This is a genomic window from Pseudarthrobacter sp. 10T415 (assembly GCF_056394175.1).
This window is the reverse complement of the sequence record NZ_JBFTHJ010000006.1, coordinates 126,159-148,763: the sequence shown is the minus strand read 5'-3', so window position 1 is coordinate 148,763 and position 22,605 is coordinate 126,159. Positions and strand designations below refer to the sequence as shown.

Here is a 22,605-nt window from a genome sequence, read left to right as displayed (position 1 = left end):
GTCCGTACGGTAGACAGGACCAGCAGGAATACGGTCGCGGAACGCGGTGGAAATCGGGGGAGCAGCTTATGTGGGCAACAGCGGCAGATGGAACGGGTGCAGCGGAGGGTCTGGGCGGGCTGGTGGGTGCAGCGGCCCAGGTGATAGAAAACCTCGGTGAATGGGGCGTTGGCGCCTTCACCCTCGCCGAAACCGTGGTCCCGCCCATTCCCAGCGAAGTGATCCTGCCGCTGGCCGGATATCTGGCCAAGCAGGGCTCCTTGAACCTGGGGCTCATCCTCGTCACCAGTACGCTGGGTGCCTACCTCGGAGCCCTCCTCCTGTACTGGCTCGGCGCCAAGCTGGGGCTGGAACGGTCCATCCGCGGCCTGTCGAAGCTGCCGCTGGTAGACCGTGAGGACTTCGAAAAGGCTGCAGGATGGTTCACCCGGCACGGTAAGTCTTCGATCTTCTTTGGCCGGCTCCTGCCCGGCGTCCGCAGCCTGATCTCGCTTCCTGCCGGCGCCGCGGCGATGCCGCTCCTCACCTTTTCCACCTTTACCCTGGCCGGCAGCGCACTGTGGAACGGAGCGCTGATCGGGTTCGGGTACCTGCTGGGAACGCAGTACCACCTGATCGAGGGCTACTCGAAGTACCTGAACTACGCCGTCTACGCCGCCCTCGCCATCACCCTGGCCTGGCTGGTGGTCCGCCGGGTGAAGCGGGCCAAGGTAAGCCGCTGACAGCAGTCAGGGACTGTCCTCGAAGTCACCCGACCCCCTGCGGAAGTCGCCCAGGATCCGGATCAGCTCGTCCACATCCTCCGGCGGAAATCCCGGCTCGCTGAAAACCTGGCTGTTGAGGGCCGCCGTGGAACGCTGAGCCACAGTACGGCCTTCCGGGGTGAGCCCCACCAGTGTGGTGCGGCCGTCGGTGGGGTGCGGTGAGCGGGCCACCAGGCCGGCGCGCTCCAACCGGTCCACGGCGTTGGTGACCGACGTCGGGTGGACCTGAAGCAGGGCGCTTGCCTTGTTCATCGGCAGGGCACCCTTCCGGGCGAAACTCAAGAGGGCCAGCAGTTCGTACCGGGCGAACGTCAGCCCAAACGGCTTGAGGGCGGATTCGATCCTGGCCAGGAGGATCTGCTGGGTCCGCATAATCGCCGTGATGGCGGCCATGGGTGCTGCGACATCGGACCAGCCGTGGTCCTCCCAATTCCGCCGGGCTTCGGCAATCGGATCCCGGGATAACGGTGTGCCCATAGCCAGCCCCTTTCCGGAAATCCTGTGAATATACTAGGACATCCAACCGTTTGGAAGGGAGGCGTCATGCCCGGACACTCCCATGACGGCCCGGCGGAGATTCCCTATCCGGACGCGGACCTCCTGCACATCGTGCGGCTCCTTCCGCCCACGGAACAGGCCAGGTACGCGGACATCCGGAACTACCTGCAGTCCAGCGTCAGGCCGGCCTCCATCGGCTACTGGAACCGGGAAGAGTTCCCGCGCGATGTCGTGGCCGGGATGGGTGCCCGCGGGCTGGGGGAGTTGCAGCTGGACGGCAGTTCCGCCCTGTTCAAAGGCCTCATGTACGTGGAACTGGCCAGGGCCGACGTCTCACTTTCCGCCTTGGCCGGAATCCATAACGAACTCATAGTGGGCACCATCCACCACCTGGGATCCGATGAACAGAAGCGCCGGTGGCTGCCCGGACTGAGGACCTTTGCGCAGCTGGGAGCCTTCGCCCTCACGGAGCCCGGCCACGGTTCAGACATCTCCCGCGGGCTCGAAACAACCGCCCGGCGGGACGGCGGCGAGTGGGTCCTCAACGGCGCCAAACGCTGGATCGGCAGCGGGACCGTTGCCGACGTCGCCCTGGTCTGGGCCCGGGACACGGCTGACGGGCAGCTCAAATGCTTCCTCGTGGAAACGGACCGGCCCGGCTACTCCGCCGCCAGGATTGAAAACAAGATCGGTTTGCGCATCATGCAGAATGCCGATATCCAGCTGGAGGACGTACGCACACCGGCGGCTAATCTCCTGCCCGGGGCATCAAGCTTCGCCTCGGCCAACGCGTTGCTCCGGGACTCCCGGGCCTGGGTGGGCTGGCAAGCCGCCGGCATCCAGTTCGCTGCTTTCGATGTGGCCCGCAGCTACTCGCTGGACCGCCGCCAGTTCGGCAGGGAACTGGCGGGGTTCCAGCTGGTCCAGCAGCAGCTCGCGGACATCCTGGGGAACGCTGCCGCTTCACTTGCCCTGATGGTGCAGCTGGCCCGGCTCCAGGAAGACGGGTTGCTGGAGATGGCTCAGGCGGCCATGGCCAAGGCCACCACCACCAGGCTTGCCAGGGCCTCGGTGGCGATGGGTCGCTCGCTGCTGGGCGGCAACGGAATCACCACCGACCACGAGATGGCCAAGCTGTTCGCGGACGCCGAGATCCTGTACACGTACGAGGGCAGTTACGAGATCAACTCTTTGCTGGTTGGAAGGGCCGTTACGGGAATCCAGGCATTCACCTAGGCGGCCCGCGCAACTGCTACAGGTTCCGGTCCGCGTAGGTCCGCAGCGCGTCCCGAACAAAGGTGGCGCCGGCCTCGCCCCCGTAGTTGGCGGCGAACCTTGGATCTGCCACGTACATGTCCGCCAGCCCGGTGACGTAGCCTTTGATGTCCCCGCCGGCCCCGGCCGCAGGTGTTCCCGGGATGGAGCGGAGCCAGGCCACATGCCGGGCGGCCAGGCCCTGGGCTTCGTCGCCCCCGGGGGCCGCCCCGGAGCCTGCCGCTGCCAGCCAATCCCGGCCCAGTCCCTCCGAGCGGGACTTCCACTCCCGCTTTTCGGCCTCGTCCATGCCCCGCCACCACGAGTCGCCCTTCGCGTAGGCATCCTTTCCCCAGCGCTCCTCCACTTCGTCCTTGTACTGCGTGTGGTCGAAGCCATCAAACATTTTCTCTGCCACGAGCTCTCCTCCTTGTTGCACTGTTTCGATGGTTTGCCGGACGGACCGGACTTGCCGGGCCAGGCGTTCCTGTTCCTGGCCCAGCCACTCAAGGTGCCGGGTCAGCGCCCGGACAGGGTCCGTCTGGTGCTGGAAGACGTCGGCGATGGCCGGCAGGCCCAGGCCCAGCTCCCGAAGGAGCAGGATCCTCTGCAGCTGCAGGAGGGCTCCGCCGTCGTAGTAGCGGTAGCCGTTGCTGCCCACCCTGGTGGGCTTCAGCAGCCCAATGTCGTCGTAGTGGCGGAGGGTACGGCTGGTGGTTCCCGCCATTCTGGCCACGTCCTGGATGGGCCAGCCGCTGGCCCTGTCCTCCCCGGTTGCTTCCATGCTTCGAGCGTAGGGGTTGACGCAGCGTCAAGGTCAAGGGGAAACGTGAAGGGGAACCTTCCAAGGATTTCGCAGGTGGTCAGCGGGTGCCGCGGTGGCGCGCCTGGGCCACCAGCCGGGTAAAAGAGAAAACGAAAACGGCCTCAATCAGGACCATGAGTCCGGCCAGCAGCCATTGCTGGCGGGCAACGAAGAACACGCATCCCGTCAGGACCAGGATGGTGCCCAGGGCCAGGGCATAGACAGCAAAGCCCACAGCCACGCGGGCGCTGCGCACGCCGGTGCGGAAACCGAAGCCGTGGGGTTCGCCGCCGGGCTGGCCGGGGACACGGTCCGGCATTCCGGGACCGAGCCTGTCGAACTCTTCCCAAGGATCCCTGTCCTCTTCCTTGCCGGTCATGGGTCAATTATCCCAAAAGCACCGAACGTTGTGGGCGGGCCGCCGGCAGGCACAACTAAAACAGCGGCCCCGCCAACACGAGGTTGGCGGGGCCGCTGCCGGGGCTGGCCCGGGAAACCGGGCCGGCCGTAAGACTTAGAGCGGGCGGATGTTCTCTGCCTGCGGACCCTTGGGGCCCTGGGTCACGTCGAATTCGACCTTCTGGTTCTCGTCCAGTGAGCGGTAACCGCTGCTGGAGATTGCCGAGTAGTGGGCGAAAACGTCAGCGGACCCGTCATCGGGGGCAATGAAGCCAAAACCCTTTTCGGCGTTGAACCATTTAACTGTGCCTGTTGCCATGGCTGCATTCCTTCATGTAACTCTGATTCTCTCCCCGGATTTCAGCCCGGGGTGTGCGGAGAACGTCCCCCGCAATCCCAACGTACGGGGCTAAACGCCCTGTTGGCAAGGGTAAACGCCACAAAACCCGCGTCAGCGCATGCCCTCACGGCGGATGGCGGTGGCAATCGCGGCGGCCCGGGTTTCCACTCCCAGCTTCGAATAGATGTGCGCCAGGTGGGTTTTGACGGTGGCTTCCGAGATGAAAAGGCGTTGGCCGAGTTCGCGGTTGCTGAGCCCCTGGGTGAGCAGGCTCAGCAGCTCCGCCTCGCGTGGAGTGAGGATCTCCTCCGGATTGCGGAGTTGCTGGAAGAGCCGCGAAGCCACCGGCGGGCTCATTACGCTCCTGCCCTGCACCGCGCCGCGGACAGCCGAGAAGATCTCTTCCGGCGCGGCGTCCTTCAGCAGGTAACCCATGGCACCGGCATCCACGGCACGCACAATGTCCGCGTCCGAATCGTAGGTGGTGAACACCAGGATGGCCTGCCTGCTGTTGAGCCCGCGGATGCGCCGGATGGCTTCGATGCCGTCCATGCCGCCGCCCATGGCGAGGTCCATGACCACGACGCCGGGCGACAGCTCCCGCACCAGCTCCAGGGCTTCCTCCCCGGACGCGGCGTCGGCCACCACCTCGATGTCCGGCTGGGTGCCCAGCAGGGCGCGCAGCCCGCTGCGGACCACCAGGTGGTCATCCACCAGGAGCACGGTAATGGCATTCATGCCTGGCTTCCGTCCGTTGGTGCCGCCGAGGGGCCAGCGGGGAGCTGCGCCGCCACGATGGTGCCCTCGCCGGGGGCGCTTTCCACGGAGAACGTCCCGCCAAGCTGTTCCACGCGCTGCCGCATGGCCCGAAGGCCGTACCCTCCGGCGTCCGACGGCGGTGCTGCCGCCGCCGGATCAAAGCCGGCGCCGTCGTCGTACACGTCCAGGGTGACGGCGTCCGGCAGGAACCCGAGGGTCACGGTGGCGGTGGTTGCGGAGGCATGGAGCCGCACGTTGGACGCTGCACTCTGGACCACGCGCAGCAAGGTGTGCCGGATGTCTGCCGCCACCGGCCGTGGTTCGCCGGTGACCAGGAGCCGGGCGTCGGGAAGGTAGCGGCGCGCGGCCGTCAGCAGGGCCTCCGGCAGGGGCGAGCCTTCGAGCCCGGGGGAGGCAAGATCATGGACCAGGCTTCGGGTTTCGGCCAGGTTGTCCCGCAGCAGGGAAGTGGCCTGCCGCAGGTCCGAGTGGGCGGCAGGTGCGGGCCACGTGCGCCCGGCGGCCTCGAGCAACAGCAGGCTGCTGGCCAGGCCCTGGGTCACGGTGTCGTGGATTTCGCGGGAAACCCGCTCCCGCTCGGCAATGGCGCCCGCCCGCCGTTCGCTGGCGGCCAGCTGCCCCTGCGCGGTGGACACCTCAGCGTGCAGCCGCCGCTGCTCCTCGGCATCGTTGCGGATCCGGTCATGGATAAGGGTCAGCATCACGCCCACGGCCAGCGGGCCCAGGAGCATGGCCAGGTCCGTGCCTCCGCTGAGCCTGAACAGGCCGGCCGCCGTGGCAACGGCAATGATTCCCGCGGCAACGTACGCGGCAACACCGCTGATCGCGGCACGGCAGAGGAAGAAGAGGGCAAACGAGCACCAGGCAAAGCTGGGTGCAGCGATCACCAGGACCGCCCAGACGGCCACCAGGGCGGCCATCCACGCCGGCCCGGGCAGACCGCGCCTGGCAAGCACCGAAACGCCCGCATACAGCAGGGAGGCTGCCGCAGCCAGGCACAGGACCAGAACGTTGTCCGCGGGCGGGTGGCGCATGACGTACCGGACGGTCGACGCCACCAGGAGGACGGCGAATCCCGCATGGACCGCGGTGTCGATGTTGCCCAGCCGGGGCAGCCCGGCAGGACTCGGGGGATGGTCAGGGCCTGGGGCTGTCATGGAATTTCCGGTCTGGTGGGGGAATGCTGCCCTTCCATGCTATTGCCGGCGGCCGGGGCGGGTCTCTCATCCATTTGGCTGATACGGCCATCCTTTGGTCGCAGCAGGGACCATGCAAAGGCCCGATGGCAGGCGGGGCGCCGGCCGGAAGGATTGACGTGTTCGCAGCGATCGCCTGCCTAACCCAAGGAGCCACCATGAAGAAGTCCCGCACAGCCCTTGCCGCCGCCGCAGCCGGTGCCCTGGTCCTCACCGCCGGAATCACTGCAGCGGCCAACGCAGGAACAACCCCTGCGCCGGCGGCCGTTCCCGCCGTGGACGTCCAGCCTGCGCCGGAAACCGTCGTCCAGCAGAACCGCATCTCCGTGGGGGCCTCCGCCGCTGCCGTGAACGCCGCCCTGGCCAAGTGCCAGGCGGACAAGCTCCCGTTCGTCACCGTTGCCGTGGTAGACCGGTTCGGCACCGTGCAGGCACTCCTCCGCGGGGACAATGCAGCGGAGCACACCATCGAAGCCGCCAAGCAGAAGGCCTACACCGCAGCAGCGTTCGGTACGCCCACCAGTGAGCTGGCCAAGCGGATTAACGGCAACGGTCCATCCATTGCAGACCTCCCCGGCACCCTGTTCCTGGCCGGCGGCGTCCCGCTCAAGGTCAATGGGGTTTCACTGGCCGGCGTCGGGGTTGGCGGCGCACCGGACGGCGCCCTGGACGAGGCCTGCGCCACCGCCGGAGCTGCAGCCATCGCGGGCGCCCCCGCCGGAAAGTAGGCTGCCCGTATGAGGCGCACTGGCATACGTGCCCAGGGCTTGCTGGCCGCCGGCGCCCTGGCCCTCATCCTGACGGCGTGCCAAAGCCCTGCTCCGGCACCATCCAGTGGACCGGCGTCGGCCGCGCCTTCACCCAGTACTGCGGTCCCCACCAGTACTGCGGTCCCCAGCGGAACCGTTGACGCCCAACCCGGCCCTCCTGCTTCAGGGCCGGCGGCAACCCCGGCGGCGCTCTCCGCCGAAGCCCAGGCGGCGCTGGACCAAGAACTGATTGCTGCCGCAAAGGCCAACAACGCGCCGCTGGTCCGCGAACTGGTGGGCCGGGGCGGCAACGTCAATGCCAAGGACTCCATCCAGGACTCGGCCTTCCTCTACGCCGGCGCCGAAGGCTTCAACGAGGTCCTGCAGCTGACCCTGGGGGCCGGCGCCGACGTATCCAGCATCAACCGCTACGGCGGGACTGCCCTGATTCCGGCCAGCGAGCATGGGCATGTGGAGACGGTGAAGATCCTGGTTGCCGCAGGCGTACCCGTCAACCACGTGAACAACCTGGGCTGGACGGCCATGCAGGAAGCCATCCTCCTGAACAATGGCGGTCCCCGGCAGCAGGAAGTGGTGCGGTTGCTGCTGGAGGCCGGCGGGGACCCGGGTATCCGGGACGCGGAGGGCCGGACTGCGCTGCAGAACGCCGAACGGCTGGGCTTTGCGGAGATCGCCGCCCTGATCCGGAGCCACGGCTAGCCTGCTTCGCAGCCGCAGCGCCGGGATTCACCACCGTTGGCCCGGTACGACGGCGGCGCGCCGCACTTTTGGCCCGACGCGCCGTTATCGGCAGCCAAAGGTGGGCAGATTCAGCGGCCGGTCAGACGGCCTCGAGGATGCTGACGTAGTTGGCGATGCCCACGCCGCCCATGTTCTGGACCGCTGCCCGGCGCGGTGCCGCGAGCTGCATGTCGCCGGCGGTGCCGGTCAGCTGCATGGCCGCGAGCACGTGCTGCGAGACGCCGGTGGCACCCACGGGGTGGCCCTTGGACTTGAGGCCGCCGGAGACGTTGACCGGCAGCTTCCCGTCCTTGAACACCCACCCTTCCTCGAGCGCGCGGGCGCCCTGGCCGGGTTCGGTCAGTCCCATGGCCTCGTACATGAGCAGTTCGGCGATGGTGAAGCAGTCATGGACTTCGGCGAGGTCAAGGTCTTCGATCCCGACGCCGGCCATCGCCAGGGCGCGCTGCCACGAGACCCTGGTGGCTTCGAAGGCCGTGGGGTCCCGGCGCGCGGCCGGGAAGAAATCGTTGGCCTGGCCAAACCCGGCGAGCCGCACAGCAGGGTTGGCGCCTGCCGTGGGGGAGGTGGAGAGCACGACGGCGGCCGCTCCGTCCGAGACGGGGGAGCAGTCCGTGCGGCGCAGCGGGTCCGCCACCATGGGGTTCTTGTCCGACACGGTCCGGCAGAACTCTTCGCCGAGGTCCTTCCGGAGCTGCGCGTAGGGGTTATCCACGCCATTGCGGTGGTTCTTGGCGGCGATACTGCCCAGCACATCGCCCAGGTTCCCGGCCGGGTCGTAACGCTTGGCGTAGTGCTTGGCCACTTCGGCAAACAGCCCGGTGAAGCCGGTGGTCGAGGCCTTGCCGGCCATGTCGTAATCGGCGCCGAGCAGGCCCGCGCCCACCACGTCAGCCCCTGCGTGGGTCATCTTTTCGGCGCCGATCACCAGGACGGTTTTGGCGGTGCCCGCCAGCAGCGACTTGGTGCCCTGCTGGAATGCTGCCGAACCGGAGGCGCACGCGTTTTCCACGCGGGTGGACGGGACATTGGCCAGGTCCGGGGAAACCTGCAAGGCCAGCGACGACGGGAACGCCAGCGGCATCATGCCGGAGTTGAACTGGCCCACATAGATTTCATCGATCTGCCCGGGCTCAACCCCCGCGCCTGCGATGGCATCGGTGGCCACCTGCACGATCAGTGATTCCAGGGTGTCATCGGTGAGCTTTCCGAACCTGCTGTGGCCCCATCCGGTGATCAGGACATCCTTGCCAAACTGTTCCTTCAGGCTCATGCCGCCACTTCCTCGTTCTCAAGGCGGACTTCGAAATCCGCATCCGTCTTTTCCTGGATGTCCTCCACGGTGACCCCCGGCGCCAGCCGGGTCAGCGTGAGCTGCCGCCCGCCGTCGCCCGTTCCTTCGCCGTCCTTCACCAGGTCGAAGACCGCAAGGTCGCTGATGATCCGGTCCACGCAGCTGAGGCCGGTCAGGGGGAGCGTGCATTCGCGGACGATCTTCGCCGTGCCGTCCTTGGCGTTGTGCTCGGTGAGGACCACAACCCGGGGCGTCCCGGCCACCAGATCCATGGCCCCGCCCATGCCCTTGACCATCTTGCCCGGGATGGTCCAGTTGGCCAGGTCGCCATTGCCGGAGACCTGCATGGCGCCCAGGATGGCCACCTTCACGTGGCCGCCGCGGATCATGCCAAACGACGTGGCGGAGTCGAAGATGCTGCCGCCGGGAAGCACCGTGACGGTCTGCTTGCCGGCGTTGATGAGGTCCGCGTCCTCCTCGCCCTCATAGGGGAACGGCCCCATGCCGAGGAGTCCGTTCTCACTCTGCAAAACCACGCGCACGCCGTCGGGCAGGTTGTTGGCCACCAGCGTGGGGATGCCGATACCCAGGTTGACGTAGTCGCCGTCGTTCAGTTCCTCTGCCGCAATCGCAGCCATTTCATCCCTGGTCCAGGCCATGGGTTCCTCGATTCTCAATGTCTTGTCGGTTGTCTGGGTTGCCGCAGGGGGCGGCTATTTGGGAATGACCGGCGGAACAAACTCGAAGGTCATTCCCAGCAGCCACGCCAGCAGCAGGACCACCGGAAGGTGGAACAGGAACTGCTGGAAGGTGAAGCCCACCAGGTCCCGGGCGCGCAGCCCCAGCACGGCCAGCAGGGGCAGCATGAAGAAAGGGTTGATGAGGTTGGGCAGCGCCTCGGCCATGTTGTAGATCTGCACGGTCCAGCCCAGGTTCATGTTGACGTCCGTGGCGGACTGCATCACGTACGGCGCCTCCACCAGCCACTTGCCACCGCCGGACGGGACGAACATGCCCAGGAAGGCCGTGTAGAGCGCGATGACCACCGCGAATGCGCCGTTGCTGCCGATGCTGGTGAAGAAGTGGGCCAGGTGCTCGGAGACGGTGAGCCCGTCAGCCCCGGCGGCCTTCGTGAGGATGGCTGCCATGGCTGCGTAGAGCGGAAACTGGACCAGGATGCCGGCGGTGGCGGGCACGGCCTTGGTCACCGCCTGCAGGAACTTCCGGGGAGTACCGTGCAGCACCAGGCCCAGCATCAGGAACACCAGCAGGTAGCCGTTCAGCGAGCTGACCACTGAAAGGATGGGCAGCGTGAGCAGTTGGGAGACCAGCCAGCCCAGAGTCAGGACACCGGCAATGATGGGCAGGATCCGGCTGTACTCAAGCCATTCACCCGGCCGCGACTTTTCGGCGGGGGCCTCGGGCTCGTCGTCCAGGTCCACGCCCATATCCTCGGCCGTCCGGATGGCCTTTCCTGTGGGAGCAGAGAAGTGCGCGATCACGGTGGTGAGGAGCATGAGGATCACCAGCGTCAGCAGCGACTGCCAGGTGAAGATGGTGGTGCCGAAGTCCAGGACCCCGGTGATCTGCAGCAGCGCCGGCGGAATCGAGGCCTTCGTTGCCTGCAGTTGGGCCGCCGAGGAGGACAGCCCCAGGGCCCACACTGCACCGAGCCCCATGAAAGCGGCCGCACCGAGGGCGCGGTAATCAACCGTGAGGTCCGAACGCCGCGCGATGGCCCGGGCCAGGAGGCCGCCGAAGATCAGGCTCAAGCCCCAGTTGATGAACGAGACGGACATGGACATGACGGCCACGAAGCTCACCGCCGCCCGTGCGGATCCCGGAATGACGGCCAGGCGGTTGATCAGCCGGGCAACAGGCGGGGACGTGGCCACCACATAGCCGGTGAGCACCACCATGGCCATCTGCAGGGTGAAGGCGGTGAGGTCCCAGAACCCGTTGCCGAAGGAGTCCACCACGGCTTTGGGGGAAGCCCCGATGGCCAGGGCGGCAATGGCGACCAGGACGACGCCGGCGAGGGCAAAGATGTAGGCGTCAGGGAACCACTTCTGAGTCCATCCGGCGAGGCTTTCCGCCATCCGGGCCAAGCCCTTCTGGCGGACATCCTCGTCGTGAATCTGCGCGGTGTTCATTGTTGTGTGCTCTCCATTGAGTTACGGGCCATTGAGTTGCGGGCGGTTGCTGCGGGTGCCGGCGCCGGTCAGGCGGACACAAGATCGGTGCGCGGCCGCACCGTCCGCTGCTCAATGTCCTTTACGCGGTTGGTTGCCTGCACCAGGCGCTGGACGAAGACGCCAGGGGTGACCACATGGTTGGGATCCACTTCTCCGGGCTGCACGATCACTTCGGCTTCGGCGATGGTCAGCTTGCCGGCCGTGGCCACCACGGGGTTAAAATTCCGGGCCGTGTGGCGGTAGACGAGGTTGCCGTCCGTGTCGGCGGTGTGGGCATGGACAAGTGCCACATCGGCAATGATGGCGCGCTCGCGGACGTACGTTTCGCCGTCGAATACTTCCAGCGGTTTTCCTTCTGCCACCAGCGTGCCCACGCCGGTCTTCGTGTAGAACGCCGGGATGCCCGCCCCTCCCGCCCGGAGCCGCTCCGCGAGGGTCCCCTGGGGCGTGAATTCAACCTCCAGCTTTCCGGCAAGGTACTGCTCGGCGAAGAGCTTGTTTTCCCCCACGTAGGAGGCAATCACCTTGCGGACCTGCCCCGCTTCGATGAGGATGCCCAGGCCCTTGCCGTCCACGCCCATGTTGTTGGAGACCACGGTGAGGTTCTGCACGCCGGAGTCACGGACGGCTTCGATCAGGTCTGCCGGAATGCCGCTGAGCCCGAAGCCGCCAACGGCGAGGGTGATGCCGTCCTGCAGGGCGCCTTCCAGGGCGGCTGCCGCGGAGTCCTGGATTTTGCTCATGGGTGTGTCTCCTCATCGAGATGGTCAGTCCACTTTGTGGACTCGGCTTCTGAGTATGGAGACTACGGTCCTCGTCTCAAGCCCGTCAAGGCTGAAAATCACCCATTTCAGCCTGCGTTCTATACTGTGGACGAAGGGCAAGAAAGTATCCACAATATGGACGATTAGGACGTTGATGAGCAATTCTCCAGTGCAGGGCGCCCAAGTGGTCAGCCGCCTCGCGAGCCTGCTGCGGCTGGTTGGCCGCAGCGCCGGGGGCATGCCGCTGGCCGGTATTGTCCGCGAATCGGGGCTCACCCGGCCCACCGTGCACAGGCTCCTGTCCTCCTTGGCCGCCGAGGGCCTGCTGGACCACGATCCCGCCAACGGCAACTGGGTGCTGGGCCCCGAAATGCTGCTGCTGGGGTCAGTGGCCTCCGCCCGGTTCCCCATGGAGGACATCGCCCGGCCCAGCCTGCGGCGGTTGGCCGAAGCCACGGGCGAGAGCGCCTTCTTCTCCATCCGCCGCGGCATGGAAACAGTCTGCCTGCTGCGGGAGGAAGGCAGTTTCCCGGTCCGTTCCTTCGTGCTGCACGAGGGCGTGCGGTTCCCTTTGGGGGTGGCGTCCGCGGGAACAGCCATCATGGCCTTCCTTCCCGAGGGGGAACGGGAAGAAATCCTGCAGGACTGGGAGGCCCACGCGGGAACCTTCGCGGCCGGGCACACCGCCGGCATCGTCCGGGAGAACCTTGAACGCACCAGGCTGGCTGGGTACTCCGTGAACCCGGGGCTCGTCCTTGAAGGCAGCTGGGGGATGGGTGCCGCAGTATTCGACAGGTCCGGCAAGCCGGCCTGGGCGCTGTCCCTGACCGGTATTGAGCCGCGCTTCAAGCCGGAACGTCAGGAGGAGCTGGGCGGCCTCCTCATGGCGGAGGCCCACCGGATCACCCAGCAGCTGGGCGGGGGAGAAGGTGCCACGGCCCGCTGAGTCTCCCCGGTTTTGCCCACGTACGACGACGGCGCGCCGCCTTTGTGGGGAGACGCGCCGTCGTGATCCCCGCAAGCAGGGGAAGATCAGCGGTGGGGTGGCCGGCTACAGTCCGGCGCGGGGCTCTAGCGGCCTTCGCCCTTCCACCACGTATCAAAGACGGTGACGGGGACTGTGCGCTTGTGGCGCGTGCGCAGGTACTTCTGTTCGATGGATTCGGCGACGGACCCGGGAACCTCGCGGCCCTCGAGGTAGTCGTCAATCTGGTCGTAGCTGATGCCCAGTTCGTCCTCGTCCGTGCGGCCCGGCCGATCGTCCAGCAGGTCCGCGGTGGGGACTTTCTCCCAGATGCGTGCCGGGGCACCGAGCTCGGCCAGCAGGGCCCGGTTCTGCCGCTTGTTCAAACCGAACAGGGGGAGGATGTCCGCGCCGCCGTCGCCGAACTTGGTGAAGAACCCGGTAACGGATTCCGCGCCGTGGTCCGTGCCGATCACCAGGTAATTGAATTCGCCGGCCAGCGCGTACTGGGCAATCATCCGGGTGCGGGCCTTGGTGTTGCCCTTGTGGAAGTCGGAAATCTCGGAGCCGGCGGTCTTTTCGAACTCGTCCTCGAAGCCGTCCACGGCCGCGGAGATGTTAAAGGTCCACTCGGTCTTGGCCTTGATGAAGTCCAGGGCGGCCTGCGCGTCTTCCTCATCATGCTGCACGCCGTAGGGCAGGCGGACGGCTACGAAGTTGGCTTCCACGCCTTCCGCCTCAAGCTCCTCGACTGCCTGCTGTGCCAGTTTCCCGGCCAGCGAGGAATCGAGCCCTCCCGAGATCCCCAGGACAAAGCCCTTGGTGCCTGTGGCTTTGAGGTACTCCTTGAGGAATGTGACGCGTTTGCGCACCTCCCCTGCGGGGTCGATCCGGGGCTGCACGCCCATTTCTTCAATGATGGTGGCCTGGAGTTCGCGCATGTGGTCCACACTAGCCAGCGGCGGCAACCCTGCTCAAGCAACCGCACCGGTCCGGCCCCACTAAACTGGAACCCATGACTTCCCCCAGTGAGACTGCAGTGGATTCTGCAGCCGCCCGCGCCCGACTGCTCGAACTCATCAAGGACCTTGCCGTGGTCCGCGGCAAGGTCATCCTCTCCAGCGGCGCGGAGGCGGATTACTACATCGACCTTCGCCGCATCACCCTGCACCACGAGGCGTCCAAGCTGGTGGGCCAGGTCATGCTGAAGATGGCGGACGACGCCGGCATCGGCTTTGAGTGCGCGGGTGGCCTGACCATGGGGGCCGACCCCGTGGGCACCGCCGTCATGCACGCTGCGGTGGACGCCGGCCGCACCGTGGACGCGTTCGTGGTCCGCAAGGCCCAGAAGTCCTATGGCATGGGGCGCCAGGTGGAAGGCCCCTCGGTGGAGGGCCGGAACGTGCTGGTCCTCGAGGATACGTCCACCACCGGCGGGTCCGCACTGACCGCCGTCGAGGGCGTCCGCAAGGCTGGCGGCAACGTTGTGGCCGTGGCAGTGATCGTGGACCGTGATACCGGCGCCAAGGAAAAGATCGAAGCCGAAACCGGAGTGCCTTACCTCTTTGCGTTCGGCAAGGACGAACTGGGCCTCGACTAGGTCCCAACCGCCGGCCCGGGCAGCCCGGCCACCCAGCCCGGCTCGCAGCCGGGCTGGGCGGGGGAGGGCTGCGCGGTACGGGACTGGCCTGCGCACTTGGCCCGGACCAGCCGCTGGCCTAATATTCTCCTAAGCCACTTAAGTACCCTTGGAGAACCTGCCCATGCCCACCGCGGACCAGCCTTTGAGCGCCACCGAGACGGTCCAGGACCTGATCCTGGACAGCTCGGATTTTGAAGAGTTCCTCAATGAGCTCGCACGCTTTTCGGCGCATCAGGTTGCCGGGGTGGGAGATGACGCACTGTGCGGCATCACGCTGCTTCGTGACCGGAAGGCCGCCACGATCGGCTGGAGCAGCGACTCCGCCCGCGAAGTGGATGAGATCCAGTATTCGCTTTCCCAAGGCCCCTGCCTGACCGCCGCCCAGGAAGAGCGTGAGATCCACGTCCCGGACCTGTTTGATGAAGAGCGGTGGGGCCCGGAGTATGCCTCCGCCGTGGCTTCCTACGGGTTGCGTTCGGTGTTGTCGCTGCCCTTCAACCTGCAGGGCGATGCGAAGGCGGCGCTCAACCTGTACTCGGATGTCCCGCATAAGTTCGACGAGCGGGCCACAGCGAAAGCCCGCGGCTTCACGAGGGAGATTTCCCAGGCGCTGCGGCTGGCTGTGCGCTTCTCCCTGCATACGGACAGCGCGGCGAACCTCCGGGCAACCCTGGAATCGCGCACTATCATCGACATTGCCATCGGGATTGTGATGGCGCAAAACCGGTGCAGCCAGGAAGCTGCCATCCGAATCCTCACCGAGGCTTCCAGCAACAGCAATACAAAGTTGAGGGACATCGCCAAATCGTTGGTTGATTCCGTCGGCGGCACCGGCACACGCACGTTCTACCAGGAACCCGGCAGCCGCAGGCCTGAACAGTCAGCCTAGGAAGGCCGCCCGCGCGGGCAGCCTGAGCAGGCGCTGACGCAGGTACTGGAACGCAGGTTGTGCCTGCACACCATCGGGGATACGCTGGCCGAGGTTGAGCCGTCGGCCATAGAACCTCTTTTGGAGTACCTATGGACCGCTCTCTTAATCCGCTCGTTAACCTCGACGTCCCCGCTAACATCGTCAGAATCGACGTCCGCGGAAGCCTCACCCACGATTCCCGGCCGGACCTTGTCCACATCATCCGGCGCGTCCGCCGCATGGGCATGCGTGCCCACATCCGCGTTGACCTCTCGCAGGCCGCACTGGTGGAATCCAGTGCCTTGGCGGGCCTGCGCAGTGACCTGAACACGATGGACGCCAACACCCTGCCGGGCATCTACGGCTCTGGTGTTTCGCTCCACCTGACGGGTTCACACGACAGGCTGGCTGGGGCACACCTGGCCGGTGCCGAGGCTGCCCAGCAGGTGCAGCCACTGCATATCGTCGACGACGACGCCACCCACCCAAACCACGGCAGGGCCTTCGGTGAGGGGCTCCAAGTAGCGCCGGACGCCGCGCTTGAGGAGCTGTTCGGGCGGCAGCTGGTGGAGTATTCAGAACAGGAACTCCTCGCCGCCAGCGACACCCTCTTTGCGCTGCTGGACCACCCCGGGGCCTTCCCCGGCTCGGACCTCCTGGGGCGCTACAAGGACATCGGACGCGAGCTCGGCCGCCGCCAACAGGACCCGGAGGCACCCTTCCCGGCAGCTGAGGGCCAGGCCGCCAGCTGACGGCCGGCCCGGCACAGGGCAGTCACTGAATGGTTATGCAAGGCTTCTTGCGGCGGACTCTTCAGTTGTGCCTACGGTAGAGGCGTGCCGTATGAGGGGAAGGTTGATCCGCAGGGCCGGGGCGGGGCAACCGCAGCCCGGCTGCTGTCACAAGCCGCTGCCCTCAAACGCTTTTCCCGGCGCAGCTTCTTTACCGCAACGGGTGCTTCCGGGGTACTTGCCGCGGACATGCTGCTGACCAGGGAGGTGCAGTCGCAGCGCCGGACGGACAAGATCCTGCCCGTTCCGGACGACTTTGCCGACGCCTACTACCCGGACGCCAGCTGGTTCCTGTTCCCGGGATACAAGACCAGCTGGGAGGAGGCCCAGTGGATCCTGAACTCCCTCCGTGGTTCCTTGAACAAGCGTGCCCGGCTCGCCGCCGTCGGGTATTCCAACCAAGGCCTGGACATCGACGACATCGTGATCGCCGTCATCGAATACGTCCGTGAACAGAAGATCGAGAAGCTGTTCTTCTACGGGCACAGTTTCGGCGGCATGGTGGCCACCCAGGTGGCTGCCCGGCTCCTGGAGATCCACGGCGTGCAGGTCCAGTTTGTGGTGCTGGACTCCAGCCCGTACAGCAAGCACGACGTCCTGGACCAGAGCTGGTTCGACGGCGTGGTGTTCCTTTACGAGCGCGGCTTCCGGTTCCCGTCCACCCTCCGCGGCGGCTACGAGCTGGGCGAACGGGTCATCCACAAGGACGAACGCAGCTGGCGCCAGATCCTCGACCAGACCCTGGAGCAGCTCTCGCCCATCGCACCGTCAAGCGTGCTGATCCAGACGGAATCCGCCTACATCTACCACTTCGACGGGACCCGGTTCGCAGGGAAGATCGGGACTGCGAAGATGGCCTATCTTGGCAACCCCAAGGACCGCACCGTGCGCTACGAATCAGCGGTGGAAGCGTGGGCGGTGGCGTTCAAGGACAACATGGTCTCCACCGGACTCCAGACCATCGGGGCCGCACCCGCACACGCCAGCCCGCAGTGGAACCCGCACATCTACCGGCCGCTACTGGACGGACTGCTGGACGAGCAATTCCCGCTGCCGGCCGGCGGCTCCCGGGTGACAGTGTTCTAGAGCTGGTTCTTCAGGTCCGCCACGGAGTTCAGGACCTGGTTGGGCCGGAAGGGGTAGGAGGCGATCTCGTCCCGCTGCGTGATGCCGGACAGCACCAGGACCGTGTGCAGCCCGGCTTCCATGCCGGCGATGATGTCCGTGTCCATCCGGTCGCCGATCATTGCCGTGGTTTCGGAATGGGCGTCGATCTGGTTCATGGCCGAGCGGAACATCATCGGGTTGGGCTTGCCCACAATGTAGGGTTCCCGTCCCGTGGCTTTGGTGATCAGCGCCGCGATGGCTCCGGTGGCCGGCATGGGACCGTCCTTGGACGGGCCCGTGGCGTCGGGGTTGGTGGCGATGAACCGGGCCCCGGCGAGGATGAGGCGGATGGCCATGGTGATCGCCTCGAAGGAATAGGTGCGCGTCTCGCCCAGCACAACGAAGTCCGGATCCTGGTCGGTGAGGATGAAGCCGGCCTCATGCAGCGCCGTCGTCAGTCCTGCTTCGCCGATGGTGTACGCGCGGTTGCCGGACCCTGAGCCCTGCACCTGGTCCTTCAGGAACTGGGCCGTGGCCAGCGCCGACGTCCAGATGTTCTCTTCGGGGATCTCCAGGCCGGACGCACGCAGCCGGGCCGCAAGGTCGCGGGGCGTGAAGATCGAGTTGTTGGTCAGGACCAGGAAGCGCTTGGACGTGTCCACCCACCGCTGGATGAGCTCAGCGGCGCCCGGCACGGCCTGGTTCTCGTGGACCAGGACACCGTCCATGTCTGTCAGCCAGCACTCAATGTCCTGGCCGCTGCGGTACACCGCCGGTGCGTCCTTGACCTTGTCCGCTTCTGCCATGCCTGCCTCCGAGTGTCGACGCCTGTGATGAGGGGGCGTGATGATCGCCCAAAGGTCCAGTCTAGTGTTGAGGGGTGAACCAAACGCCCGGGATGGCAGACGCGCCCCACCACTCATCCGAAGAAGCCGACGCAACGGAAACCGGGGCACCCAGGGCGGAGGTCGGCGTCGGGCCCTGGGAAGGCGAATTGCCCGAAGGCGACCACTGGGATCCTGACCTGCTGGCGGACGGTGACCGGCGCAACGTGCTGGACAAATACCGCTACTGGAAGCACGAGGCGATTGTGGCGGAGCTGGATTCGCGGCGGCACAACTTCCATGTGGCCATCGAAAACTGGCAGCACGACCTCAACATCGGCACTGTGGTGCGCACCGCCAACGCCTTCCTCGCCAAAGAGGTCCACATCATCGGACGACGGCGGTGGAACCGGCGCGGGGCCATGGTCACCGACCGCTACCAGCACGTCCGCCACCACCCCACGGTGGAGGATTTCGTCCAGTGGGCGCAGGGGGAGGGGCTGGCGATCATCGGCATCGACATCTTCCCGGACTCCGTGCCGCTGGAAACCTATGAGCTGCCCCGCGACTGCGTGCTGGTGTTCGGGCAGGAAGGACCGGGCCTGACGGCGGAGGTCCACGAAGCTGCCGAAGCCACGCTGTCCATCGAACAGTTTGGTTCCACCCGTTCCATCAACGCAGCCTCCGCCGCAGCGATCGCCATGCACGCGTGGGTCCGCCGGCACGTCTTCAACCAGCACGTCCAGGGCTGACTGCGGCGGCCCGTCAGCGAGTGTTACCGACTGCCGACCAGAAACTCGGCGGTGTGGCGGATATCGCTAGGATGGTGCCTAGCCGTAAGCGGTCTACTTGAGGGTCTTCCAACCCACAGACGAAACTCAGCAGAGGAGTCAGCATGCCCATTGCAACCCCAGAGATCTACTCCGAAATGATCGACCGTGCGAAGGCGGGCGGATTCGCTTTCCCGGCAGTGAACGTCACGTCCTCGCAGACGCTGAACGCGGCCCTGCGCGGCTTCGCCGAGGCTGAGTCCGACGGCATCGTCCAGGTCTCTACCGGCGGTGCGGCTTACTGGTCCGGCGCGTCCACCAAAGACATGGTGGCCGGTTCCCTGGGCTTCGCGGCCTTCGCCCGTGAAGTGGCCAAGAACTACGGCGTCAACATCGCCCTCCACACGGACCACTGCCCCAAGGACAAGCTGGACGGCTTCGTCCTGCCCCTGCTCGCAGCCTCCGAGGCCGAGGTCAAGGCCGGCCGCAACCCCATCTTCAACTCCCACATGTGGGACGGTTCCGCCGAAACCCTGCAGGACAACCTGCGCATCGCCCGCGACCTGCTGGCCCGCACGGCCGCTGCCAAGATGATCCTCGAAGTTGAAATCGGCACCGTGGGTGGCGAGGAAGACGGCGTCGAGAACGAGATCAACGAGAAGCTGTACACCACCGTCGAGGACGCCCTGGCCACCATCGAAGCCCTGGGCTCCGGCGAGAACGGCCGCTACATCACGGCACTGACCTTCGGCAACGTCCACGGTGTTTACAAGCCCGGTGGCGTCAAGCTCCGCCCGGAGATCCTCAAGGACATCCAGGCACAGGTTGGCGCGAAGATCGGCAAGGACAGCCCGTTCGACCTCGTTTTCCACGGCGGCTCCGGCTCCTCGGACCAGGAAATTGCCGACGCCGTGTCCTACGGCACCATCAAGATGAACATCGACACGGACACCCAGTACGCCTACACGCGCCCGGTGGCGGACCACATGTTCCGCAACTACGACGGCGTCCTGAAGGTGGATGGCGAAGTGGGCAACAAGAAGACCTACGACCCCCGTGTTTGGGGCGCCTCCGCCGAAGCCGGCCTCGCCGCCCGCGTTGTGGAAGCCACCAAGCAGCTCGGTTCAGCCGGAAAGACCTTCTAAATGTCGGATGAGTTCCGCAGGAACCTGATGGGGCCGGAGCCCACGCTCCTGCCGGCAGAATCCGAGATCTACCAGCACCTGGCGCTCGGCCAGGAAGCCGTTGACCTCGTGGCGAAGAACCCCACGTCGTCGCTGCTGTGGGCCATCCTTGCCGAGGAGGCCTGGGCGGAGGGACGCACCATAGACTCCTACGCTTACGCCCGCGTTGGCTACCACCGCGGGCTGGACTCGCTGCGCCGCAACGGCTGGCGCGGCGTGGGCCCCATCCCCTGGGAGCACGAGCCCAACCGCGGGTTCCTGCGGGCGCTCTACTCGCTGGGGCGGGCCTCTTCGGCCATCGGTGAAGCCGATGAACCGGAGCGGATCGAGAAGTTCCTCAACGATTCCGACCCCGCGGCCAAGGCGGCCATCGAGGGCAAATAGGTCCCCACCGCCTCCCTAGCTTCGCTGCGCTCAGCCAGGGAACCCTCGGCGGCGGAGGCCCCTTCAAACGACGACGGCGGGCGGTCACCTTTCTTTGGGAAAGGTGAACGCCCGCCGTCGTTTATTGTGCGTCTGGAGGTTATGCGCGCTGCAGGCCTGTGCGGGCCATGGCGTCCGCGTAGGCCGTGCGCATGTCCTGGAGGAACTCTTCCTGGCGTGCCGGGGAGCCGGCGAAGGCGCGGCCGCTGAGGGAGCGCACCTTGTAGGTCTTCAGGCCGCGGCGCCACAGCAGCGGCACCTCGGTCTTCAGGAGCGCGTTGGCCAGCCTGTTGGCCTCGGTGCCGTGTGCCACGATGACCGAAGCGCGCGGGACCAGAGCGAGGAACTTGAGCAGCGGCTTGAGGCCGGCTTGGATCTGGTCCGGGGTGAACTTGCCGTTCGGTTCGCCCGGGACGTGCCAGGGGTGGACATTCCACGGCATGACGTACTCGGGCCGCAGCCCCAGCTTCCACTGGATACCGAGCATGCGGGTGGCTGCGTCCTGGTCGCCGGCGGTGATGAAGCCGGAGCCGTCCGCCTCACCGATGTTGGAGAACAGGCTGATGATCCGGCATTCATCAACGTCGTGCATGGGATCGACGTAAGGCACCACCGTGCCCGGCTTGGTGTCCTGCAGGGAATCGCACAGTTCGTTGACGGCGGCGACGTTGGGTTCGTAGCGGCGGTTGAGGAGCTGTTCGTGGAGGGATTCTGGTGCAAGGGCGGTCATATGGTGCTGGGTCTCCTGCGGGGATTGGCGGTGCTTCCGCCTGCGGAGGAGGGCGCGTGAAGGCGCAACTCGACATCGGCGGTGTGTTGGGGTGGGCCGGTCAACCCGGCCTTCCCCAGTTTAGCAAGCCCCGGGAAGCGAAACGCCGGTTGCGCGTATTCCGGTGACCGGACGCACAGCCGGGGTTTCGCCCTTCCCGTGATTCTGCGGCAGCGGGCTACCAGAGCCGCTTCGTGGCTACGGGAAAGCTGTCATGGGTTTCCCAGGTTTTGTCGAGTCCATTGACAGGTTTCACTCAGCTTGGTTGGCTGTTGTCACAGCGCGCAATGGGGGACATGGTGGCTGGACGCACTCAATGCACTCGAAAGAGGTAACGCACGTGAAGAAATCCCTGGCTACATTTAGGACCCTTGCAGTTTCAGGGGCTTTGGCTCTGGCGGTTGTCGCCGCTCCTGCTCCGGCTATCGCTGTGGGGGAGGGCCCCAACTACGGCGGCAACGGCCAGATCACCACCTCGAAGCTGGCCACCTATGACCAGATGGTGTCGTTCCTGAAGGACCAGGACGCCAAACAGCCGGCCATGGAACTTGAGGTCATCGGCAAAACAGTCAAGGGCCGCGACATCCACCTGGTCAAGTACATCTCGGACCCGGCCAAGCCCACCATCCTCTACCTGACCCAGCAGCACGGCAACGAACAGCTCACCACAGAGGGTGCGCTGGAGTTCGTCAAGCACCTGGGCACCGGAAAATCGGCCGACATCCTCAAGGGCGTCAACATCCTGGTGGTTCCCATGCTCAACGCGGACGGCGCCATGGGTGACGTCAACTTCTCCCTGGAGGATTACATCGCCGAGGGTGACCGCAACATGACCCGCTTCAACGCCACGGGCGTGGACCTGAATCGAGACCACATTGCCAAAATCCAGCCAGAAACGCAGGCCCTGCACAACAACGTGATGCGCAAATACCGGGTGGACTACATGATTGACCTGCACCACCAGGGCACCCGGGCAGAACGCGACGGCAAACTGGTTTCCGGCTCCATCCTGTACCCCACCACCCCCAACGCCGATCCCGCCGTCGTCGAACGGTCCAAGCAGCTGGGCGCCGTGGTCTTCGACAATGTCGACTCCACCGGCTGGGGCCACCTCGGCAAGTACCAGGGCGGCAGCGCCGAGACCATCAGCCGCAACGGCATCTCGGTGGAATACGGCATCGCCACCCTGCTCTTTGAGATGCGCGGCATGTCGGACCACTACCTCGACGGCTACGCGCTGGGACAGCGCAGCAACGGCTACTTGATCAAGCAGACCGTCATCACCCTGACGTCCACCGCCGCCGCCATCGCGGACGGTTCAATTGCCGACGCCGACACCTCCTTTTGGGACACCCTCGCCGAGCAGACCTCCCGCCCGGCAGGCGAGGCCGACGACGAGTAACCGCTTCAGGACGGGACGT

25 protein-coding genes and 1 pseudogene are annotated in these 22,605 nt (G+C 66.0%); 13 read left to right on the top strand and 13 right to left on the bottom strand.

Translation table 11 applies throughout. The annotated features are described in order from the left end of the window. Nucleotides 1-68 precede the first annotated feature (68 nt). Nucleotides 69-722, top strand: coding sequence for a DedA family protein (locus tag AC1DBN_RS10765; RefSeq protein WP_091717944.1), 654 nt, complete (start codon nucleotides 69-71; stop codon nucleotides 720-722). A 6-nt stretch (nucleotides 723-728) separates the two neighbouring features. Here AC1DBN_RS10765 and AC1DBN_RS10760 read toward each other — a convergent pair whose 3' ends face one another. Continuing rightward, nucleotides 729-1,241 (bottom strand): MarR family winged helix-turn-helix transcriptional regulator, encoded by a 513-nt coding sequence (locus AC1DBN_RS10760; RefSeq protein WP_477723159.1) that lies wholly within the window; start codon nucleotides 1,239-1,241, stop codon nucleotides 729-731. A gap of 66 nt (nucleotides 1,242-1,307) precedes the next feature. On the opposite strand from AC1DBN_RS10760, the gene AC1DBN_RS10755 reads away from it, so the two are divergent. Beyond that, complete coding sequence (locus tag AC1DBN_RS10755) at nucleotides 1,308-2,498, top strand: acyl-CoA dehydrogenase family protein (RefSeq protein ID WP_477723158.1); 1,191 nt, start codon at nucleotides 1,308-1,310, stop codon at nucleotides 2,496-2,498. Nucleotides 2,499-2,514: 16 nt separating this feature from the next. Here the strand turns inward: AC1DBN_RS10755 and AC1DBN_RS10750 are convergent, their stop codons facing one another. The 5 genes from AC1DBN_RS10750 to AC1DBN_RS10730 all read right to left on the bottom strand — a co-directional run bounded on the left by AC1DBN_RS10750 (nucleotide 2,515) and on the right by AC1DBN_RS10730 (nucleotide 5,997). Then, nucleotides 2,515-3,300: a MerR family transcriptional regulator gene (locus AC1DBN_RS10750; protein WP_091717949.1), complete on the bottom strand. Its 786-nt coding sequence runs from the start codon at nucleotides 3,298-3,300 to the stop codon at nucleotides 2,515-2,517. A gap of 79 nt (nucleotides 3,301-3,379) precedes the next feature. Continuing rightward, nucleotides 3,380-3,700 (bottom strand): hypothetical protein, encoded by a 321-nt coding sequence (locus AC1DBN_RS10745; RefSeq protein WP_091717951.1) that lies wholly within the window; start codon nucleotides 3,698-3,700, stop codon nucleotides 3,380-3,382. 135 nt (nucleotides 3,701-3,835) lie between these two features. Next, nucleotides 3,836-4,039 carry a cold-shock protein gene (locus tag AC1DBN_RS10740; protein ID WP_069950491.1) on the bottom strand — a complete coding sequence of 68 codons (204 nt, stop codon included), beginning with the start codon at nucleotides 4,037-4,039 and terminating at the stop codon, nucleotides 3,836-3,838. A gap of 132 nt (nucleotides 4,040-4,171) precedes the next feature. Beyond that, nucleotides 4,172-4,798: a response regulator gene (locus AC1DBN_RS10735; RefSeq protein ID WP_091717953.1), complete on the bottom strand. Its 627-nt coding sequence runs from the start codon at nucleotides 4,796-4,798 to the stop codon at nucleotides 4,172-4,174. Continuing rightward, complete coding sequence (locus AC1DBN_RS10730) at nucleotides 4,795-5,997, bottom strand: sensor histidine kinase (RefSeq protein WP_091717955.1); 1,203 nt, start codon at nucleotides 5,995-5,997, stop codon at nucleotides 4,795-4,797. The genes AC1DBN_RS10735 and AC1DBN_RS10730 overlap by 4 nt, the downstream gene beginning before the upstream one ends. 197 nt (nucleotides 5,998-6,194) lie before the next feature. On the opposite strand from AC1DBN_RS10730, the gene AC1DBN_RS10725 reads away from it, so the two are divergent. Further along, nucleotides 6,195-6,764: a GlcG/HbpS family heme-binding protein gene (locus AC1DBN_RS10725; protein WP_091717957.1), complete on the top strand. Its 570-nt coding sequence runs from the start codon at nucleotides 6,195-6,197 to the stop codon at nucleotides 6,762-6,764. 9 nt (nucleotides 6,765-6,773) lie between these two features. Beyond that, the gene (locus AC1DBN_RS10720) at nucleotides 6,774-7,505 is read left to right on the top strand and encodes an ankyrin repeat domain-containing protein (RefSeq protein WP_477723157.1); all 732 of its coding nucleotides are present in this window, start codon (nucleotides 6,774-6,776) and stop codon (nucleotides 7,503-7,505) included. A gap of 121 nt (nucleotides 7,506-7,626) precedes the next feature. Here the strand turns inward: AC1DBN_RS10720 and AC1DBN_RS10715 are convergent, their stop codons facing one another. The 4 genes from AC1DBN_RS10715 to AC1DBN_RS10700 all read right to left on the bottom strand — a co-directional run bounded on the left by AC1DBN_RS10715 (nucleotide 7,627) and on the right by AC1DBN_RS10700 (nucleotide 11,779). Further along, on the bottom strand, nucleotides 7,627-8,820 hold the full coding sequence (locus AC1DBN_RS10715) for an acetyl-CoA acetyltransferase (protein ID WP_314215538.1): 1,194 nt from the start codon (nucleotides 8,818-8,820) through the stop codon (nucleotides 7,627-7,629). Further along, entirely contained in the window at nucleotides 8,817-9,500 is a 684-nt protein-coding gene (locus AC1DBN_RS10710; RefSeq protein ID WP_314215540.1) for a CoA transferase subunit B, read from the bottom strand. The genes AC1DBN_RS10715 and AC1DBN_RS10710 overlap by 4 nt, the downstream gene beginning before the upstream one ends. Nucleotides 9,501-9,554: 54 nt before the next feature. Then, nucleotides 9,555-10,994 carry a short-chain fatty acid transporter gene (locus AC1DBN_RS10705; protein WP_314215541.1) on the bottom strand — a complete coding sequence of 480 codons (1,440 nt, stop codon included), beginning with the start codon at nucleotides 10,992-10,994 and terminating at the stop codon, nucleotides 9,555-9,557. A gap of 68 nt (nucleotides 10,995-11,062) precedes the next feature. Then, a complete protein-coding gene (locus tag AC1DBN_RS10700) occupies nucleotides 11,063-11,779 on the bottom strand; it encodes a CoA transferase subunit A (RefSeq protein ID WP_314215543.1) in 717 nt (238 codons plus the stop codon). Nucleotides 11,780-11,954: 175 nt separating this feature from the next. Between AC1DBN_RS10700 and AC1DBN_RS10695 the strand changes: the two genes are divergently transcribed. Further along, on the top strand, nucleotides 11,955-12,746 hold the full coding sequence (locus AC1DBN_RS10695; protein WP_477723156.1) for an IclR family transcriptional regulator: 792 nt from the start codon (nucleotides 11,955-11,957) through the stop codon (nucleotides 12,744-12,746). A gap of 125 nt (nucleotides 12,747-12,871) precedes the next feature. On the opposite strand, the gene nadE is transcribed toward AC1DBN_RS10695, so the two are convergent. Then, nucleotides 12,872-13,705 (bottom strand): ammonia-dependent NAD(+) synthetase, encoded by an 834-nt coding sequence (nadE, locus tag AC1DBN_RS10690; protein ID WP_477723155.1) that lies wholly within the window; start codon nucleotides 13,703-13,705, stop codon nucleotides 12,872-12,874. A 74-nt stretch (nucleotides 13,706-13,779) separates the two neighbouring features. On the opposite strand from nadE, the gene pyrE reads away from it, so the two are divergent. From pyrE to AC1DBN_RS10670, 4 genes are all read left to right on the top strand, one after another. Then, nucleotides 13,780-14,364, top strand: coding sequence for an orotate phosphoribosyltransferase (pyrE, locus tag AC1DBN_RS10685; RefSeq protein WP_314215548.1), 585 nt, complete (start codon nucleotides 13,780-13,782; stop codon nucleotides 14,362-14,364). Nucleotides 14,365-14,527: 163 nt separating this feature from the next. Next, nucleotides 14,528-15,295, top strand: a complete 768-nt coding sequence (locus AC1DBN_RS10680) for a GAF and ANTAR domain-containing protein (RefSeq protein ID WP_314215550.1) — start codon at nucleotides 14,528-14,530, stop codon at nucleotides 15,293-15,295. Between the two features lie 131 nt (nucleotides 15,296-15,426). After that, nucleotides 15,427-16,068 carry a hypothetical protein gene (locus AC1DBN_RS10675; protein WP_477723154.1) on the top strand — a complete coding sequence of 214 codons (642 nt, stop codon included), beginning with the start codon at nucleotides 15,427-15,429 and terminating at the stop codon, nucleotides 16,066-16,068. Between the two features lie 84 nt (nucleotides 16,069-16,152). Then, nucleotides 16,153-17,193 (top strand): alpha/beta fold hydrolase, encoded by a 1,041-nt coding sequence (locus tag AC1DBN_RS10670; RefSeq protein ID WP_477723153.1) that lies wholly within the window; start codon nucleotides 16,153-16,155, stop codon nucleotides 17,191-17,193. Here the strand turns inward: AC1DBN_RS10670 and AC1DBN_RS10665 are convergent. Continuing rightward, a complete protein-coding gene (locus tag AC1DBN_RS10665) occupies nucleotides 17,190-18,020 on the bottom strand; it encodes an HAD-IIA family hydrolase (RefSeq protein ID WP_091717979.1) in 831 nt (276 codons plus the stop codon). The two genes, AC1DBN_RS10670 and AC1DBN_RS10665, sit on opposite strands and share 4 nt — an antisense overlap. A 92-nt stretch (nucleotides 18,021-18,112) precedes the next feature. Here AC1DBN_RS10665 and AC1DBN_RS10660 point away from each other — a divergent pair, with 92 nt between their 5' ends. From AC1DBN_RS10660 to AC1DBN_RS10650, 3 genes and pseudogenes are all read left to right on the top strand, one after another. After that, nucleotides 18,113-18,790: a TrmH family RNA methyltransferase gene (locus AC1DBN_RS10660; protein WP_172830034.1), complete on the top strand. Its 678-nt coding sequence runs from the start codon at nucleotides 18,113-18,115 to the stop codon at nucleotides 18,788-18,790. Between the two features lie 140 nt (nucleotides 18,791-18,930). Continuing rightward, nucleotides 18,931-19,953 (top strand): annotated as a pseudogene (gene fbaA, locus AC1DBN_RS10655) (class II fructose-bisphosphate aldolase); the annotation flags it as partial. After that, complete coding sequence (locus AC1DBN_RS10650; RefSeq protein ID WP_091717983.1) at nucleotides 19,954-20,376, top strand: DUF3151 domain-containing protein; 423 nt, start codon at nucleotides 19,954-19,956, stop codon at nucleotides 20,374-20,376. 139 nt (nucleotides 20,377-20,515) lie between these two features. Here AC1DBN_RS10650 and AC1DBN_RS10645 read toward each other — a convergent pair whose 3' ends face one another. Further along, complete coding sequence (locus AC1DBN_RS10645) at nucleotides 20,516-21,145, bottom strand: uracil-DNA glycosylase family protein (RefSeq protein ID WP_314215558.1); 630 nt, start codon at nucleotides 21,143-21,145, stop codon at nucleotides 20,516-20,518. Nucleotides 21,146-21,500: 355 nt separating this feature from the next. Between AC1DBN_RS10645 and AC1DBN_RS10640 the strand changes: the two genes are divergently transcribed. Then, complete coding sequence (locus AC1DBN_RS10640; RefSeq protein WP_477723152.1) at nucleotides 21,501-22,586, top strand: M14 family zinc carboxypeptidase; 1,086 nt, start codon at nucleotides 21,501-21,503, stop codon at nucleotides 22,584-22,586. The last annotated feature ends 19 nt before the right edge of the window (nucleotides 22,587-22,605 follow it).